Raw genomic sequence first — 15,214 nt, 5'->3', positions numbered from 1 at the left:
GTCAAGACTACAGTCTACCGTTGACGAAAGGTCGCCAGTGGCGATAAATTTTCCCTTAATTGATGAATGAATAGATACAATCTATGACCGATACGCTGAAGGATATTCCTGTTTTTGTGGCCGCCGTTGAGGCGGGAAGTTTTGCGCAGGCCGCTATCCGTCTGCATTTGTCACGCTCAGCGGTCGGAAAAAGCATCGCTCGCCTGGAAGAGCGGCTGGGGGTACGCCTGTTTCACCGCACGACCCGCAGCCAGAGCCTGACTGATAACGGCGCCCTTTTTTACGAGCGCTGCCTGCGCGCGCTGGAAGAAATCCGCGGCGCAGAATCGCTGCTGGAAACAGGAAAACAGCAGGTCAGCGGCCGCCTGCGTGTTGCTATGCCGGTGCTGTTTGGTCGCCAGTGCGTCGCCCCGCTGCTGATAAACCTGGCGCAGGAACACCCCGGACTTGAGCTCGAAATGTCATTCAGCGACCGCGTGGTGGATCTTGTCGAGGAAGGGTTTGACATGGCGGTACGCAACGGCACGCTGCAGGACAGCAGCGTTCTGGTCGCCAGAAGACTGGGAGAACACCGCATGGTGCTGTGCGCCGCGCCGGAGTATCTGCAGAAAAGAGGTCAGCCAGAAACGGTGGCTGATTTACCCCACCATGCGGCCATTAACTATCAGCGGGCAGGCAGAGTGTTACCCTGGCAACTGATGGATAACGCAGGGACCTCGCACACCTTTACCCCCCGCTCATCACTCAATATGGATGATTTGCAGGCGATCTGCGACGCGGCGCTGGCCGGACACGGCATTGCATGGTTACCCTGCTGGATGGCCAGCCGGGAAATTCATCAGGGAAAACTCGTCCCGCTGTTAAAGCAGGCACCGGATGTGCGCTTCGACGTGCATGCTGTCTGGCAACAGACGCCGCATCTGCCGCTGAGAGTCAGAATTGCCGTCGATACGCTCGCCAGCCGTTTACCGTCAGTGCTGTCGCAGGAAATGCCTGCGCCCATAAAAAAGCCGCGCTAAACGCGCGGCCTGAGTAAAGCAGTCTGACAACGATTAAATATCGATATTTGCCGCTTTCAGCGCGTTCTCTTCGATGAAGGCACGACGTGGTTCCACCGCATCGCCCATCAGCGTTGTGAACAGCTGATCAGCCGCAATCGCGTCTTTCACGGTGACACGCAGCATGCGGCGGCTCTCCGGATCCATGGTGGTTTCCCACAGCTGATCCGGGTTCATTTCGCCCAGACCTTTATAACGCTGAATGGAGAGACCACGGCGGGACTCTTTCACCAGCCAGTCCAGCGCCTGCTCGAAGCTGGCTACCGGCTGACGGCGCTCGCCACGCTCAATGAACGCATCGTCTTCGATCAGCCCGCGCAGCTTCTCGCCGAGCGTGCAGATGCGACGGTATTCCGGGCCGGTCACGAACTCGTGCTCCAGCGGGTAGTCTGTGTCGACGCCGTGGGTACGCACGCGAACAATCGGCTCGAACTGCTGAGCGGCGTTCTGCTGAACATCAAATTTCCACTGGCTACCGTGCTGCTCTTTCTCGTTCAGCTCGCTCACCAGGGTGTTCACCCAGCGGGTAACGGCCTGTTCACTGCTCAGATCGGCTTCGGTCAGGGTTGGCTGGTAGACCAGCTCCTTCAGCAGCGCTTTCGGATAACGACGCTCCATACGGCCAATCATTTTCTGCGTGGCGTTGAACTCAGACACCAGACGCTCCAGCGGTTCACCCGCCAGTGCCGGTGCGCTGGAGTTCGCGTGCAGGGTCGCACCATCAAGCGCGATAGCGATTTGGTACTGATCCATCGCATCGTCATCTTTGATGTACTGTTCCTGCTTGCCTTTTTTCACCTTGTACAGCGGCGGCTGAGCAATGTAGACGTGGCCACGCTCAACGATTTCCGGCATCTGGCGGTAGAAGAAGGTCAACAGCAGCGTACGGATGTGAGAGCCGTCGACGTCCGCATCGGTCATGATGATGATGCTGTGATAGCGCAGCTTGTCCGGGTTGTATTCGTCACGGCCAATGCCGCAGCCCAGCGCGGTGATCAGCGTCGCCACTTCCTGAGAAGAGAGCATCTTGTCGAAGCGCGCCTTCTCAACGTTAAGGATTTTACCCTTCAGCGGCAGAATCGCCTGGTTCTTACGGTTACGGCCCTGCTTCGCAGAACCGCCCGCGGAGTCCCCTTCCACAAGGTACAGTTCGGACAGCGCCGGGTCACGTTCCTGACAGTCAGCCAGTTTGCCCGGCAGACCCGCGAGATCCAGCGCGCCTTTACGACGCGTCATTTCGCGAGCTTTACGCGCCGCTTCACGAGCACGTGCTGCATCAATGATTTTACCGACAACGATTTTCGCGTCGTTCGGGTTCTCCTGCAGGTAGTCGCTCAGCAGTTCGTTCATCTGCTGTTCAACCGCTGATTTCACTTCTGAGGAGACCAGCTTGTCTTTGGTCTGAGAGGAGAACTTCGGATCCGGCACTTTCACGGAGACAACAGCAATCAGGCCTTCACGGGCATCGTCACCGGTAGCGCTGACTTTCGCTTTTTTGCTGTAACCTTCTTTGTCCATGTAGGCGTTCAGGGTACGGGTCATCGCCGCACGGAAGCCTGCGAGGTGGGTACCGCCGTCACGCTGCGGAATGTTGTTGGTGAAGCAGTAGATATTTTCCTGGAAACCGTCGTTCCACTGCAGCGCCACTTCCACGCCAATACCGTCTTTTTCGGTGGAGAAGTAGAAGATATTTGGGTGAATAGGCGTTTTGTTCTTGTTCAGATACTCAACGAACGCTTTGATACCGCCTTCGTAGTGGAAGTGGTCTTCTTTGTTGTCGCGTTTGTCGCGCAGGCGAATTGAGACGCCGGAGTTCAGGAACGACAGTTCACGCAGGCGTTTCGCCAGAATGTCGTACTCGAATTCGGTCACGTTGGTGAAGGTTTCAAGGCTTGGCCAGAAACGCACCATCGTACCGGTTTTTTCGGTCTCGCCGGTCACGGCCAGCGGAGCTTCTGGCACGCCGTGCTGATAGATCTGACGGTGAATTTTGCCTTCGCGCTGGATAACCAGTTCCAGTTTCTGCGACAGGGCGTTTACCACGGAAACACCTACGCCGTGCAGGCCGCCGGAAACTTTATAGGAGTTATCGTCGAACTTACCGCCGGCGTGCAGAACGGTCATGATCACTTCTGCAGCGGACACGCCCTCTTCCGGGTGAATACCGGTCGGGATGCCACGGCCGTCATCCTGTACGGAAACGGAGTTATCGGCATGGATAGTGACGATAATGTCTTTACAGTGACCCGCGAGCGCTTCGTCGATAGCGTTATCTACCACCTCGAATACCATGTGGTGCAGACCGGTGCCGTCATCCGTGTCGCCGATATACATACCCGGGCGCTTACGCACCGCATCCAGCCCTTTCAGGACTTTGATACTGGAGGAGTCATAAGAATTCGACATCAACGTTTCTCGCTCATTTCAACTTGGGTTAATCCGTTATTTTACCCTTTTCCACGGTAAACATCTTCGAATTTTCGTCCGACATGTCCATAACGTGTTCAGCGCTAATGGCGCTGACGAAAACCTGCGACTGCGTGGCTTTTAAGCGGCTGGCAAGCAGCCCGCGACGCGCGTCGTCAAGTTCCGAGGCAAAATCATCTATCAGGTACAGGCAGCGTCGCCCGCTCTCACGGGTGAGAAACTCCCCCTGCGCCAGGCGCAGCGCGCACATCAGGAGCTTGAGCTGCCCGCGCGACAGCGTGTCTTCCACCGGCGCACCGTCGGCACGAATGCGGAAATCCGCCTTGTGCGGGCCGTGCGCGGTGTAGGTCAACATGCGGTCGCGCTCGAAGTTTCTCTCTAACACCTCGGCATAATCCGTCTCTTTCTCCCAGCCGCGCTGGAAGGAGAAGGTGAGAGAGAATTCGGGTAAAAACTGTTTGCAGGTGTCGGCCATGTCTTCGGCAATACCTGCGCTGTATTCGGCACGCCAGCGGCTGATTTGTTCCGCAAGAGGAATGAGTTCCATGTCCCACGGGCGCAGCTGGGCGTAGCGCGTCACCTGGCGCAATGCGGCGTTACGCTGCTTAAGCAGGCGCTTCAGGTTGCTCCAGGCATTAAAGAAACCGGCTTCGTTGTGAAAGCATCCCCAGTCGAGGAACGCTCTTCTGTATTTGGGGCCGCCGTTGAGTAAAGTAAACCCCTCCGGCGTAATCAGCTGCATCGGCATCAGCAGCGCCAGCTCCGCCACCTTGTGGCCGTCGGTACCGTCGATGCGCACCTTGCTGTCGCCCTGCTTGTCTTTGGTCAGGCCGATGGCGGTCTCCCGTTCCTCGCCCTGCAAACGCCCGTGCAGAACAAAAGACTCCTGTTCGTGGCGAATGACGCGACCAATCTGCAAACTGCGAAACGCCCGACCGTGGCCGAGCGTATAGATGGCCTCAAGCACGCTGGTTTTGCCACTGCCGTTGGCGCCAACCAGGAAGTTAAAGCCAGGGGATAAAGCGAGATCCGCGCTTTCGATATTGCGAAAGTCGCGGATCAACAGACGGGTGAGCGACATTACAGTCTCATTGGCATGACAACATAGGCAGCCGACTGTGATGCGGCATCTTCAATCTGTACGCTTGATACGGAATCGGTCAGCAGGATGCGCACGTTCTCGCATTTCAGCGCATTCAGCACGTCCAGCACGTAGCTGACGTTAAAGCCGATTTCCATCTCTGCGCCGGCGTAGGTGACGTCCAGAATCTCTTCTGCCTCTTCCTGCTCCGGGTTGTTAGCGGTGATTTTGATCTGATTTTCACTGACGTACAGGCGCACGCCGCGGAATTTCTCGTTGGAAAGAATAGCGGCGCGAGCAAAGGCCTGCTTGAGGCTGTCGCAACCAGCTTCCAGCGTTTTGTCCGGGTTCTTCGGCAATACGCGGCGATAATCCGGGAAACGACCGTCAACCAGCTTCGATGTGAAGACAAAATCACCCACGTGAGCGCGGATGTTGTTGCTGCCGATCTGCACGCGCAGCGGCGTATCGCCGCCGTCGAGCATACGCATCAACTCTATTACCCCTTTACGCGGCACGATCACCGAATGGTTGGGCAGCGCATCACCAATCGGCATAGAACAGACCGCCAGACGGTGGCCGTCAGTGGCCACGGTACGCAGCTCTTCACCTTCGGTTTCGAACAGCATGCCGTTTAAGTAGTAACGAACGTCCTGATGCGCCATAGAGAACTGCGTGGCTTCAATCAGACGCTTCATCGTCGCCTGCGGCAGGGTGAATTCGACTTCACTTTGCCAGTCGTCCAGGTTCGGGAAGTCCGCAGCGGGCAGCGTGGAGAGCGAGAAACGACTGCGGCCAGAGCGCACCAGCATACGGTCGCCTTCAAGCTGCACAGCGATTTCAGCGCCTTCCGGCAGCCCACGGCAGATATCAAAGAATTTACGTGCCGGAACCGTGGTCGCGCCTGCGTCGTGCGGCTGCGTCAACGTAACGCGTGCGATCATTTCCATTTCCAGATCTGTACCGGTCAGCGACAGCGTACCGTCCGCGACCTGAAGCAGCAGGTTTCCGAGAATAGGCAGCGTTGGGCGGCCACCTAATGGGCCACTCACCTGTTGCAGCGGTTTTAATAAATGTTCACGTTCAACGGTAAATTTCATAGCGTCACGATGATAATGTTCTGATTAGATTGGAAAAATCTTCTTTTATGTCGTGGCTTTCTTCGCGTAACTGCTCAATCTTGCGACACGCATGCAGCACGGTCGTATGGTCGCGGCCACCAAACGCATCCCCGATTTCCGGCAGACTGTGGTTGGTTAACTCCTTTGCCAGCGCCATCGCCATCTGACGCGGACGCGCCACCGAGCGGGAACGACGTTTAGACAGTAAATCAGCCACTTTGATCTTGTAGTACTCAGCCACCGTCTTTTGAATATTGTCGATGGTGACCAGTTTTTCCTGCAATGCCAGCAAATCGCGCAGCGCTTCACGCACAAAATCGATGGTGATTGCACGACCGGTGAAGTTGGCATTGGCGATAACGCGGTTCAGTGCCCCTTCCAGCTCGCGCACGTTGGAGCGCAGACGCTTGGCAATGAAGAACGCCACTTCACCCGGCAGGCGAATGTCGTTTTCATCGGCTTTCTTCATCAGGATCGCAACGCGGGTTTCCAGCTCCGGTGGCTCGATCGCCACGGTCAGGCCCCAGCCGAAGCGGGATTTCAGACGATCTTCAACACCGTTGATCTCTTTTGGATAACGATCCGAGGTCAAAATGATCTGCTGATTGCCTTCCAGCAGGGCGTTGAAGGTGTGGAAAAACTCTTCCTGCGATCGTTCTTTATTAGCAAAGAACTGAATGTCATCGATCAGCAGCGCGTCAACGGAACGATAGTAGCGTTTAAACTCTTCGATCGCATTGTTTTGCAGGGCTTTAACCATGTCCTGAACGAAGCGCTCGGAGTGCATATACACCACTTTGGCATTTGGCTTGCGCGCCATAATGCCATTACCCACCGCATGCAGCAGGTGGGTTTTACCCAGACCCGTGCCGCCATAAAGAAACAGCGGGTTATAGGCCCCACCCGGGTTATCAGCAACCTGGCGAGCCGCCGCGCGCGCCAGCTGGTTCGACTTACCTTCAACGAAGTTATCGAACGTGTGTTTCACGTTAACGTTAGAGCGGTAGGTTGGCTCAGCCGGTGCCGGGACGTTATCCCAACCCTGACGAGCAGGCGCGACACGAGGCGCAGGCGCGGGAGCGGCCTGGGCAGGCGCTGCCACATTGACGGTTTCACGAACGGTTTGGGTAACCGGCTTTGTGCCTACTTCAAAGCGCAGCTGTGGGGCATCTGACCCGCAGAAATCGTTCAGCAGTCCATTGATGTTGTTAAGGTACTTGTCCCTTACCCAATCGAGCACAAAACGGTTTGGCGCATACAAAGCCAGCGTGTTATCGCTCAGTTCCGCCTGCAACGGGCGGATCCACATACTGAATTCTGTGGCTGGTAACTCATCCTGCAATCGGGCAAGACACTGCTGCCAAAGCGAAAGTGACACGGCGGACTCCACTCGAACAATAAAAGAAAACTATTGAATATTCATGATTGTTGGCGCACATCGGCATGACCCTGTGTAAAGGGGGACGTGCGAATTGCTATCTGCAATTTATCCTGACCAGGATCCTGGGATCCCGATCGGGACCGCGGATCATAGCCTAAACTGAGCCAGAGATCTTCTGTTTCTCACAGATTCTTCCCGATTTATCCACAGGAAGATCCGGAACCGGGTAAGTGTAAACGATCCTGGCGCGAGTGCCCCGCGATTTAGGCCGCATATTGGAAAATTTAATGAGCACAGACAATTTATTGCTTAAATGATCTAACGAAGATCCGGGACGATCCTTGCGCTTTATCGGTGAGCCCGTATAATCCTCGACCCGGCGCGTGATGCTCATCTCCTGCGTCGTCCGTTGCTCATTTTCCACGCGAAATCGTGCGGAAATACGCAGGGATTTAAGGAAAGAGAATTGACTCCGGAGTGTACAATTATTACAATCCGGCCTCTTTAATCACCCACGGCTTCGGCGTCCGTCATTCGAATCTCGTTCGGGCATCCGAAAAAAGCCATGAATTTATTCAAGTTTAGGTAGAAATCGCCATGAAACGCACTTTTCAACCGTCTGTACTGAAGCGCAACCGTTCTCACGGCTTCCGTGCTCGTATGGCTACTAAAAATGGTCGTCAGGTTCTGGCACGTCGTCGTGCTAAAGGCCGCGCTCGTCTGACCGTTTCCAAGTAATAAAGCTAACCCCTGAGTGGTTAAGCTAGCATTTCCCAGGGAGTTACGTTTGTTAACTCCCGCTCATTTCACTTTCGTCTTCCAGCAGCCACAACGGGCTGGCACGCCGCAAATCACCATCCTCGGCCGCCAAAATTCGCTGGGGCATCCCCGCATCGGTCTCACAGTCGCCAAAAAAAATGTTAAGCGTGCGCATGAACGCAATCGGATTAAACGTCTGACGCGTGAAAGCTTCCGTTTACGTCAGCACGAACTGCCTTCTATGGATTTCGTGGTGGTGGCTAAAAAAGGGGTTGCCGACCTCGATAACCGTGCTCTCTCGGAAGCGTTGGAAAAATTATGGCGCCGCCACTGTCGCCTGGCTCACGGGTCCTGATAGCCCTCATTCGGGTCTATCAACGCCTGATTAGTCCGCTACTCGGGCCGCACTGCCGTTTCACACCAACATGCTCAAGCTACGGAATTGAGGCATTGCGCAGGTTTGGAGTGATAAAAGGCAGTTGGTTGACGGTGAAACGCGTATTAAAATGCCACCCTTTACACCCAGGTGGAGACGATCCCGTCCCTCCAGGACCTTTTGATACCAGAGAACACTAACGATGGATTCGCAACGCAATCTTCTTATCATCGCTTTGTTGTTCGTGTCTTTCATGATCTGGCAGGCGTGGGAGCAGGATAAAAATCCTCAACCACAACAGCAGGTCACGCAGACAACGACCACCGCAGCGGGTAGCGCCGCCGACCAGGGCGTACCGGCCAGTGGCCAGGGGAAACAGATTACGGTTAAGACCGATGTGCTTGAGCTGACAATCAACACCCGTGGTGGTGATGTTGAGCAGGCGCTGCTGTTAACCTACCCGAAAGAGCTGAAGTCTAACGAACCGTTCCAGTTACTGGAAACCACGCCAGAGTTTATCTACCAGGCGCAGAGCGGCCTGACCGGTCGTGATGGCCCGGATAACCCGGCTAACGGTGCGCGTCCACTGTATAACGTCGAGAAAGACGCTTTTGTGCTGGCTGATGGTCAGAACGAACTTGCTATTCCGATGACCTACACCGACGCCGCGGGCAACACCTTCACCAAAACCTTCACCCTGAAACGCGGTGAGTATGCGGTGAACGTGGGCTATACCGTACAGAACGCCAGTGCGAAACCGCTGGAACTGTCGACCTTCGGCCAGCTGAAGCAGTCCATCAATCTGCCGTCTCACCGTGACACCGGAAGCAGCAACTTTGCGCTGCATACTTTCCGTGGCGCAGCATACTCCACGCCTGACGCGAAGTATGAGAAATACAAATTCGACACTATTGCCGATAACGAAAACCTGAACGTCAGCGCTAAAGGCGGTTGGGTGGCGATGCTGCAGCAGTATTTCGCGACGGCGTGGGTGCCAAATAACGACGGTACCAACAACTTCTACACCGCGAACCTGGGTAACGGTCTTGCAGCCATCGGCTACAAATCTCAGCCGGTTCTGGTTCAGCCGGGTCAAACCGGAAAGATGGCCAGCACCCTGTGGGTCGGCCCGGAAATTCAGGACAAAATGGCCGCTGTTGCGCCGCACCTGGATCTGACCGTTGACTACGGTTGGTTGTGGTTCATCTCTCAGCCGCTGTTTAAGCTGCTGAAGTTCATCCACAGCTTCCTGGGTAACTGGGGCTTCTCCATCATCGTTATCACCTTTATCGTTCGTGGCATCATGTACCCGCTGACTAAAGCGCAGTACACCTCCATGGCGAAGATGCGTATGCTGCAGCCGAAGATTCAGGCAATGCGTGAGCGTCTGGGCGATGACAAACAGCGTCAGAGCCAGGAAATGATGGCCCTGTATAAAGCAGAGAAAGTAAACCCACTGGGTGGCTGCTTCCCGCTGCTGATTCAGATGCCAATCTTCCTTGCGCTGTACTACATGCTGATGGGCTCCGTTGAGCTGCGCCATGCGCCGTTCGCGCTGTGGATCCATGACCTGTCCGCACAGGACCCGTACTACATCCTGCCGATCCTGATGGGCGTGACGATGTTCTTCATTCAGAAGATGTCGCCGACCACCGTGACCGACCCGATGCAGCAGAAGATCATGACCTTTATGCCGGTCATCTTCACCGTGTTCTTCCTGTGGTTCCCGTCAGGTCTGGTGCTGTACTATATCGTCAGCAACCTGGTGACCATCATCCAGCAGCAGCTGATTTACCGTGGTCTGGAAAAACGTGGCCTGCATAGCCGCGAAAAGAAAAAGTCCTGATCCGTTAAGTTAACGCTAAAATAAGGGCGGTCGATTGACCGCCTTTTTTATTTGTATTGAACGAGAGCAACCATGAGCCATAACGACACTATCGTCGCCCAGGCAACCCCACCGGGACGCGGTGGTGTAGGCATTCTGCGTATCTCCGGCCTGAAGGCGCGCGAGGTCGCCGAAGCGGTACTGGGTAAGCTGCCAAAGCCGCGCTACGCTGATTATCTGCCGTTTAAAGACACCGACGGCACGCCCCTGGACCAGGGCATTGCGCTGTGGTTCCCCGGCCCAAACTCCTTCACCGGCGAAGACGTGCTGGAGCTGCAGGGCCACGGCGGCCCGGTCATCCTCGACCTGTTGTTAAAACGTATTCTGACCCTGCCGGGCCTGCGCATTGCGAAGCCGGGCGAGTTCTCCGAACGTGCCTTCCTCAACGACAAGCTCGACCTGGCGCAGGCAGAGGCGATTGCAGACCTGATCGACGCCAGTTCTGAACAGGCGGCCCGCTCCGCCCTGAACTCGCTGCAGGGGGCATTCTCCGCGCGCGTGAATCACCTTGTGGAAGCACTTACTCACCTTCGAATCTACGTCGAAGCGGCGATCGACTTCCCGGATGAGGAGATCGACTTCCTCTCTGACGGCAAAATCGAAGCCCAGCTCAACCAGGTGATGGCCGATCTCGACGCCGTGCGTGCCGAAGCGCGCCAGGGGAGCCTGCTGCGTGAAGGGATGAAGGTGGTCATCGCCGGGCGTCCCAATGCCGGCAAATCGAGCCTGCTGAACGCCCTGGCGGGCCGTGAAGCGGCGATCGTGACCGACATTGCCGGAACCACCCGCGACGTGCTGCGCGAACACATCCACATCGACGGCATGCCGCTGCACATCATCGACACCGCCGGTCTGCGCGATGCCAGCGACGAAGTTGAGCGCATCGGTATCGAACGTGCCTGGCAGGAGATCGAGCAGGCCGACCGCGTGCTGTTTATGGTGGACGGCACCACCACCGACGCCGTTGACCCGGCAGAGATCTGGCCGGACTTTATCGCCCGTCTGCCGGCGAAGCTACCGATCACCGTGGTGCGTAACAAAGCAGACGTCACCGGTGAAACGCTGGGCATCAGTGATGTAAATGGTCACTCACTTATTCGCCTGTCGGCCCGTACCGGCGAGGGCGTGGACGACCTGCGTAACCATCTCAAGCAGAGCATGGGCTTTGACACCAGCATGGAAGGCGGCTTCCTGGCGCGGCGTCGCCACCTGCAGGCGCTGGAAGAGGCGGCGAACCACCTTGTTCAGGGTAAAGCGCAGCTGATAGGCGCCTGGGCGGGTGAACTGCTGGCGGAAGAGCTGCGCCTGGCGCAGCAGAATCTGAGCGAGATCACCGGGGAGTTTACGTCGGACGATCTGCTGGGAAGGATCTTCTCGAGCTTCTGTATTGGTAAATGACCCACCCTGATCGATGGTGATTTCCTCCAGGGAAATCACCATTGTCCAAATGGCAACTCGCTTCAACCCCATTCACCCCTTATCCTGCTTGCCTTCACCTTTGGGGGGTTTATGGCGCGTTTTCTGTTTTGTAGTTTTGCACTGGTTCTGCTTTATCCATCTGGCATTGATATGTATCTGGTGGGATTACCGCACATCGCCCGCGATCTGGGCGCCAGCGAAGCGCAGCTGCATATTGCGTTTTCGGCCTATCTCGCGGGGATGGCGTCGTCGATGGTGTTTGCCGGGAAAATAGCGGACAAAGCCGGACGTCAGCCTGTCGCGATAACCGGTGCCATCATCTTTGCACTGGCCTCCATACTCTGTTCGCAGGCACAGAACAGCACGCTGTTCCTGTCAGGACGCTTTATCCAGGGCATTGGTGCCGGCGGTTGCTACGTCGTCGCCTTTGCGATTTTGCGTGATACGTTAAGCGCCCAGCGTCGCGCTAAGGTGCTGTCGATGCTGAACGGTATTACCTGCATTATCCCGGTGCTGGCCCCGGTCGTGGGCTATATGATCATGCTGAAATTCCCGTGGCAGAGCCTCTTCTGGACGATGGCGGCGATGGGTGCGCTGGTGTTTATCCTGTCGATCGCCGTACTAAAAGAGACCCATCCGGGCTCGCAGAATAGCGGTCATACCGCGACGATTCACCCTGCCGAGAAACTGTTTAACCGCTTCTTCCTCAGCCGTCTGGCCGTGACCACGTTAAGCGTGGCGGTGATCCTGACCTATGTAAACGTTTCCCCGGTTTTGCTGATGGAGACCATGGGCTTCGATCGCGGTGAGTATTCAACGGTGATGGCGTTAACCGCGATGGTGAGTATGGCCGTTTCATTTTCGACGCCGTTTGCGCTGAACGTCTTTCGTCAGCGCACGCTGATGCTGACCTCACAGGTTTTATTCCTCACCGCAGGCATCATCCTGGCGACCGCCAGCACACATGCGGTAATGCTGGTGGGCATTACCCTCATTTGCGCCGGGTTCTCGGTGGGTTTTGGCGTGGCGATGAGTCAGGCGCTCGGCCCGTTCTCGCTGCGGGCAGGCGTGGCAAGCTCGGTGCTTGGTATCGCCCAGGTCTGCGGCTCGTCCCTGTGGATATGGCTGGCGGCGGTCATCGGACTTAACGCGCTCAATATGCTGATCGGGATTCTGATTGGCTGTAGCATGCTCTGCATCATCTTACTTATGGTCATCCAGCCCGCGGCGCATTATGAAGAAGCCCATCAGCAGTCTCGATCTTAACCTGTTGCTTTGCCTGCAGCTTTTGCTGCAGGAGCGCAGCGTCACCAAAGCGGCGAAGCGGATGAACGTGACGCCGTCGGCGGTGAGTAAATCACTGGCCAAACTGCGTGACTGGTTTGACGACCCGCTGTTTGTCAAAACGCCGTTAGGGCTGCTGCCAACGCCGCTGACGGTGAGCCTGGAGCAGGATCTGGCCGACTGGATGCAAATCGGCAACCAGATCCTCGATAAATTCCACCATGACGCCCCGGGCGGGCTGACGTTCGTGCTGTCCGCCGAAACGCCGTTGATGCTGATCCGCTTTAACGCCCTGCTGGAGCAGGTGAACCAGCGCTACCCGCAGGCTACGGTGAAGATGCGCCACTGGGATTACGACTCGCTGGACGCCATTACGCGTGGAGAAGTGGATCTGGGCTTCACCGGCCGTGAAACGCATCCGCGCTCACGTGAATTGCTGAAGCTGATGCCGTGGTTTATCGACTATGAGATCCTGTTCAGCGACCGTCCGTGCGTGTATCTGCGTGAGGATCACCCTGCGCTGCAGGATGAGTGGAACCTCGAGACCTTCCTGCGCTATCCGCATATCAGCATCTTCTGGGAACGCAGCGACACCTGGGCGCTGGACGAAGTGCTAAAAGAGATGGGGCGGGAGAGAAACATTGCCATGAGCGTACCGGGCTTTGAGCAGTCAATGTTTATGGCGGCGCAGCCCGGTCATAACTATATCGCTACGGCTCCCCACTACTGCCACCACTACAATCAACTCCACCAGCGGAAGCTGATCGCCCTTCCCATTCCCATTGACGAAGCGCAGGCCGAAAAGCTTACCGTTCCCTTCACGCTGATCTGGCATAAACGTAACAGCCACAATCCGAAAATTCTCTGGTTACGGGAGACCATTAAGGCGCTGTACGGTGCGAGCGATCCAATTTTTGCCTAAGAAAATGTAAAGTTCGGTCCTGAAGCTTCTCATACGCACATTTACTGATTAAAACAGGAGTCAAGTTAAGCGATAATCATGTAACCGTTTAACCGAATACGACCATTATCAAGGAGCGAAAAATGGCAACGCACTTTGCAAGAGGGATACTTACTGAAGGACGTCTCGTATCGGCCAGACTCTCTTCTTCCTGCCTCAGTGAAGCAGGCAAACTTCCGGAACACCGCAGGTCGCGCTTTTTAGCCTCCCGGGCGCTTCTCGCCGAGCTGCTGTTCATGCTGTACGGCACCAGCGAACTGCCGGAGATCATCACCCAACCAGAAGGCCGCCCGGTTTTTGCCGACCCGGAACTCCCTCGTTTTTCCATTGCCTACACGGGCAATATCATTGGCGTCGCACTGACCACCGAAGGGGACTGCGGGCTGGATATGGAACTGCAGCGCGCGACGCGTGGCTTCCACGGTGCCAACCCGCACGATGACTATCCGCTCTCAAGTAATGAGCAGCTTTGGGTGCGCAACCAGAATGATCCCAGCGAGGCCAGAACCCAGCTCATCACCCTGCGCCAGAGCATTCGCAAGCTCTGTGGATGCGCCTCAGACGACGCCAGCCTGCTGCAGTTGCTGCCCGGCTCCGGACGCCTGCGTGCCACTAAAGCCGCGCTGGTAGAAGCGCTCTGTGACGCAGAGGATGTGCTTATTTGGTCCATTGCGGTTACCCCCGCCATCGAGCGCATGAAAATCTGGGAATTTGACAGTCAGCAGGGATGGCGTAGCCTTCCTGATGTGCCCGAGCGCGCCAACGAGCCCGCCGCACGCCTGATGCGATTAACCAGTTTACCGGCAGAAAAAGCATACACTCTTAGCTGATCCATTCAGGGTCATCATGATGAAACAGGAGTAATCATGTCTGATACGTTGAAAGTCGTTACGTTACTGGGAAGCCTGCGCAAAGGTTCGTTTAATGGGATGGTTGCCCGCACGCTGCCGCAGCTGGCACCCGCAGGTATGGAGATAAGCGCCCTGCCGTCTATCGGCGATATCCCGCTTTATGATGCAGACGTACAGCAGGAGGAGGGTTTCCCGCAGAGCGTGGAAGCGCTGGCAGAGCAGATCCGCCAGGCCGACGGTGTGGTCATCGTCACCCCGGAGTATAACTACTCGGTTCCGGGTGGTCTGAAAAACGCCATTGACTGGTTATCCCGTCTGCCGGAACAGCCGCTTTCAGGCAAACCGGTACTGATCCAGACCAGCTCTATGGGGGCTATTGGCGGCGCACGTTGCCAGTATCACCTGCGCCAGATCCTGGTTTTCCTGGATGCAATGGTGATGAACAAGCCGGAATTTATGGGCGGAGTGATTCAGAACAAGGTCGACCCGCAGACGGGTGAAGTGGTGGATCAGAGCACGCGTGACCATCTCTCTGGCCAGCTGACGGCGTTCGGGGATTATATTAAGCGGGTGAAGGCGTAAGGTGAAGTGCGGGCTGATGCCCTCACCCT

14 protein-coding genes are annotated in these 15,214 nt (G+C 56.3%); 10 read left to right on the top strand and 4 right to left on the bottom strand.

The window, feature by feature from the left end; translation table 11 throughout:
* The first annotated feature begins 83 nt into the window (after window positions 1–83).
* A complete protein-coding gene (locus C5687_RS08465) occupies window positions 84–1,019 on the top strand; it encodes a LysR family transcriptional regulator (protein WP_104556734.1) in 936 nt (311 codons plus the stop codon).
* A 33-nt stretch (window positions 1,020–1,052) separates the two neighbouring features.
* Here the strand turns inward: C5687_RS08465 and gyrB are convergent, their stop codons facing one another.
* From gyrB to dnaA, 4 genes are read right to left on the bottom strand one after another with little or no spacing between them, the layout of a single operon-like run.
* A complete protein-coding gene (gene gyrB / locus C5687_RS08460; RefSeq protein WP_047957396.1) occupies window positions 1,053–3,464 on the bottom strand; it encodes a DNA topoisomerase (ATP-hydrolyzing) subunit B in 2,412 nt (803 codons plus the stop codon).
* A gap of 28 nt (window positions 3,465–3,492) precedes the next feature.
* Window positions 3,493–4,566, bottom strand: a complete 1,074-nt coding sequence (gene recF / locus C5687_RS08455) for a DNA replication/repair protein RecF (protein ID WP_013094779.1) — start codon at window positions 4,564–4,566, stop codon at window positions 3,493–3,495.
* A complete protein-coding gene (gene dnaN / locus C5687_RS08450; protein ID WP_014830028.1) occupies window positions 4,566–5,666 on the bottom strand; it encodes a DNA polymerase III subunit beta in 1,101 nt (366 codons plus the stop codon). Before dnaN ends, recF begins: the two co-directional genes overlap by 1 nt.
* A 4-nt stretch (window positions 5,667–5,670) precedes the next feature.
* Window positions 5,671–7,065 carry a chromosomal replication initiator protein DnaA gene (gene dnaA / locus C5687_RS08445; RefSeq protein WP_010426558.1) on the bottom strand — a complete coding sequence of 465 codons (1,395 nt, stop codon included), beginning with the start codon at window positions 7,063–7,065 and terminating at the stop codon, window positions 5,671–5,673.
* A 600-nt stretch (window positions 7,066–7,665) separates the two neighbouring features.
* On the opposite strand from dnaA, the gene rpmH reads away from it, so the two are divergent.
* The 9 genes from rpmH (at window position 7,666) to C5687_RS08395 (ending at window position 15,185) form a co-directional block, all read left to right on the top strand.
* The gene (gene rpmH, locus C5687_RS08435; RefSeq protein WP_000831330.1) at window positions 7,666–7,806 is read left to right on the top strand and encodes a 50S ribosomal protein L34; all 141 of its coding nucleotides are present in this window, start codon (window positions 7,666–7,668) and stop codon (window positions 7,804–7,806) included.
* A gap of 16 nt (window positions 7,807–7,822) precedes the next feature.
* Window positions 7,823–8,182: a ribonuclease P protein component gene (gene rnpA / locus C5687_RS08430; RefSeq protein ID WP_024907873.1), complete on the top strand. Its 360-nt coding sequence runs from the start codon at window positions 7,823–7,825 to the stop codon at window positions 8,180–8,182.
* Window positions 8,146–8,403: a membrane protein insertion efficiency factor YidD gene (gene yidD, locus C5687_RS08425; RefSeq protein WP_001307474.1), complete on the top strand. Its 258-nt coding sequence runs from the start codon at window positions 8,146–8,148 to the stop codon at window positions 8,401–8,403. The genes rnpA and yidD overlap by 37 nt, the downstream gene beginning before the upstream one ends.
* A gap of 2 nt (window positions 8,404–8,405) precedes the next feature.
* Window positions 8,406–10,049 carry a membrane protein insertase YidC gene (yidC, locus tag C5687_RS08420; RefSeq protein WP_025756968.1) on the top strand — a complete coding sequence of 548 codons (1,644 nt, stop codon included), beginning with the start codon at window positions 8,406–8,408 and terminating at the stop codon, window positions 10,047–10,049.
* A gap of 72 nt (window positions 10,050–10,121) precedes the next feature.
* Window positions 10,122–11,486: a tRNA uridine-5-carboxymethylaminomethyl(34) synthesis GTPase MnmE gene (gene mnmE, locus C5687_RS08415; protein WP_021242672.1), complete on the top strand. Its 1,365-nt coding sequence runs from the start codon at window positions 10,122–10,124 to the stop codon at window positions 11,484–11,486.
* Between the two features lie 111 nt (window positions 11,487–11,597).
* Complete coding sequence (locus C5687_RS08410) at window positions 11,598–12,773, top strand: MFS transporter (protein WP_104556733.1); 1,176 nt, start codon at window positions 11,598–11,600, stop codon at window positions 12,771–12,773.
* Window positions 12,742–13,713, top strand: coding sequence for an HTH-type transcriptional regulator YidZ (yidZ, locus tag C5687_RS08405; RefSeq protein ID WP_059386264.1), 972 nt, complete (start codon window positions 12,742–12,744; stop codon window positions 13,711–13,713). Before C5687_RS08410 ends, yidZ begins: the two co-directional genes overlap by 32 nt.
* A 122-nt stretch (window positions 13,714–13,835) precedes the next feature.
* Complete coding sequence (locus C5687_RS08400; RefSeq protein WP_025756965.1) at window positions 13,836–14,582, top strand: 4'-phosphopantetheinyl transferase family protein; 747 nt, start codon at window positions 13,836–13,838, stop codon at window positions 14,580–14,582.
* A 36-nt stretch (window positions 14,583–14,618) separates the two neighbouring features.
* The gene (locus C5687_RS08395) at window positions 14,619–15,185 is read left to right on the top strand and encodes an NADPH-dependent FMN reductase (RefSeq protein ID WP_014833835.1); all 567 of its coding nucleotides are present in this window, start codon (window positions 14,619–14,621) and stop codon (window positions 15,183–15,185) included.
* Window positions 15,186–15,214: the final 29 nt, after the last annotated feature.

Origin of the sequence: Enterobacter sichuanensis (assembly GCF_002939185.1) — a bacterium.
GTDB classification, from domain to species: domain Bacteria; phylum Pseudomonadota; class Gammaproteobacteria; order Enterobacterales; family Enterobacteriaceae; genus Enterobacter; species Enterobacter sichuanensis.
This window is presented reverse-complemented; position numbering and strand designations above follow the sequence as displayed.

Bases quoted from the DNA above. Each gene is read 5' to 3' on its own strand.
- recF (WP_013094779.1), bottom strand. From the start codon at position 4,566: ATGTCGCTCACCCGTCTGTTGATCCGCGACTTTCGCAATATCGAAAGC.
- yidZ (WP_059386264.1), top strand. From the start codon at position 12,742: ATGAAGAAGCCCATCAGCAGTCTCGATCTTAACCTGTTGCTTTGCCTG.
- C5687_RS08400 (WP_025756965.1), top strand. From the start codon at position 13,836: ATGGCAACGCACTTTGCAAGAGGGATACTTACTGAAGGACGTCTCGTA.
- gyrB (WP_047957396.1), bottom strand. From the start codon at position 3,464: ATGTCGAATTCTTATGACTCCTCCAGTATCAAAGTCCTGAAAGGGCTG.
- yidD (WP_001307474.1), top strand. From the start codon at position 8,146: ATGGCGCCGCCACTGTCGCCTGGCTCACGGGTCCTGATAGCCCTCATT.
- C5687_RS08410 (WP_104556733.1), top strand. From the start codon at position 11,598: ATGGCGCGTTTTCTGTTTTGTAGTTTTGCACTGGTTCTGCTTTATCCA.
- rpmH (WP_000831330.1), top strand. From the start codon at position 7,666: ATGAAACGCACTTTTCAACCGTCTGTACTGAAGCGCAACCGTTCTCAC.
- yidC (WP_025756968.1), top strand. From the start codon at position 8,406: ATGGATTCGCAACGCAATCTTCTTATCATCGCTTTGTTGTTCGTGTCT.
- C5687_RS08465 (WP_104556734.1), top strand. From the start codon at position 84: ATGACCGATACGCTGAAGGATATTCCTGTTTTTGTGGCCGCCGTTGAG.
- mnmE (WP_021242672.1), top strand. From the start codon at position 10,122: ATGAGCCATAACGACACTATCGTCGCCCAGGCAACCCCACCGGGACGC.
- dnaN (WP_014830028.1), bottom strand. From the start codon at position 5,666: ATGAAATTTACCGTTGAACGTGAACATTTATTAAAACCGCTGCAACAG.
- C5687_RS08395 (WP_014833835.1), top strand. From the start codon at position 14,619: ATGTCTGATACGTTGAAAGTCGTTACGTTACTGGGAAGCCTGCGCAAA.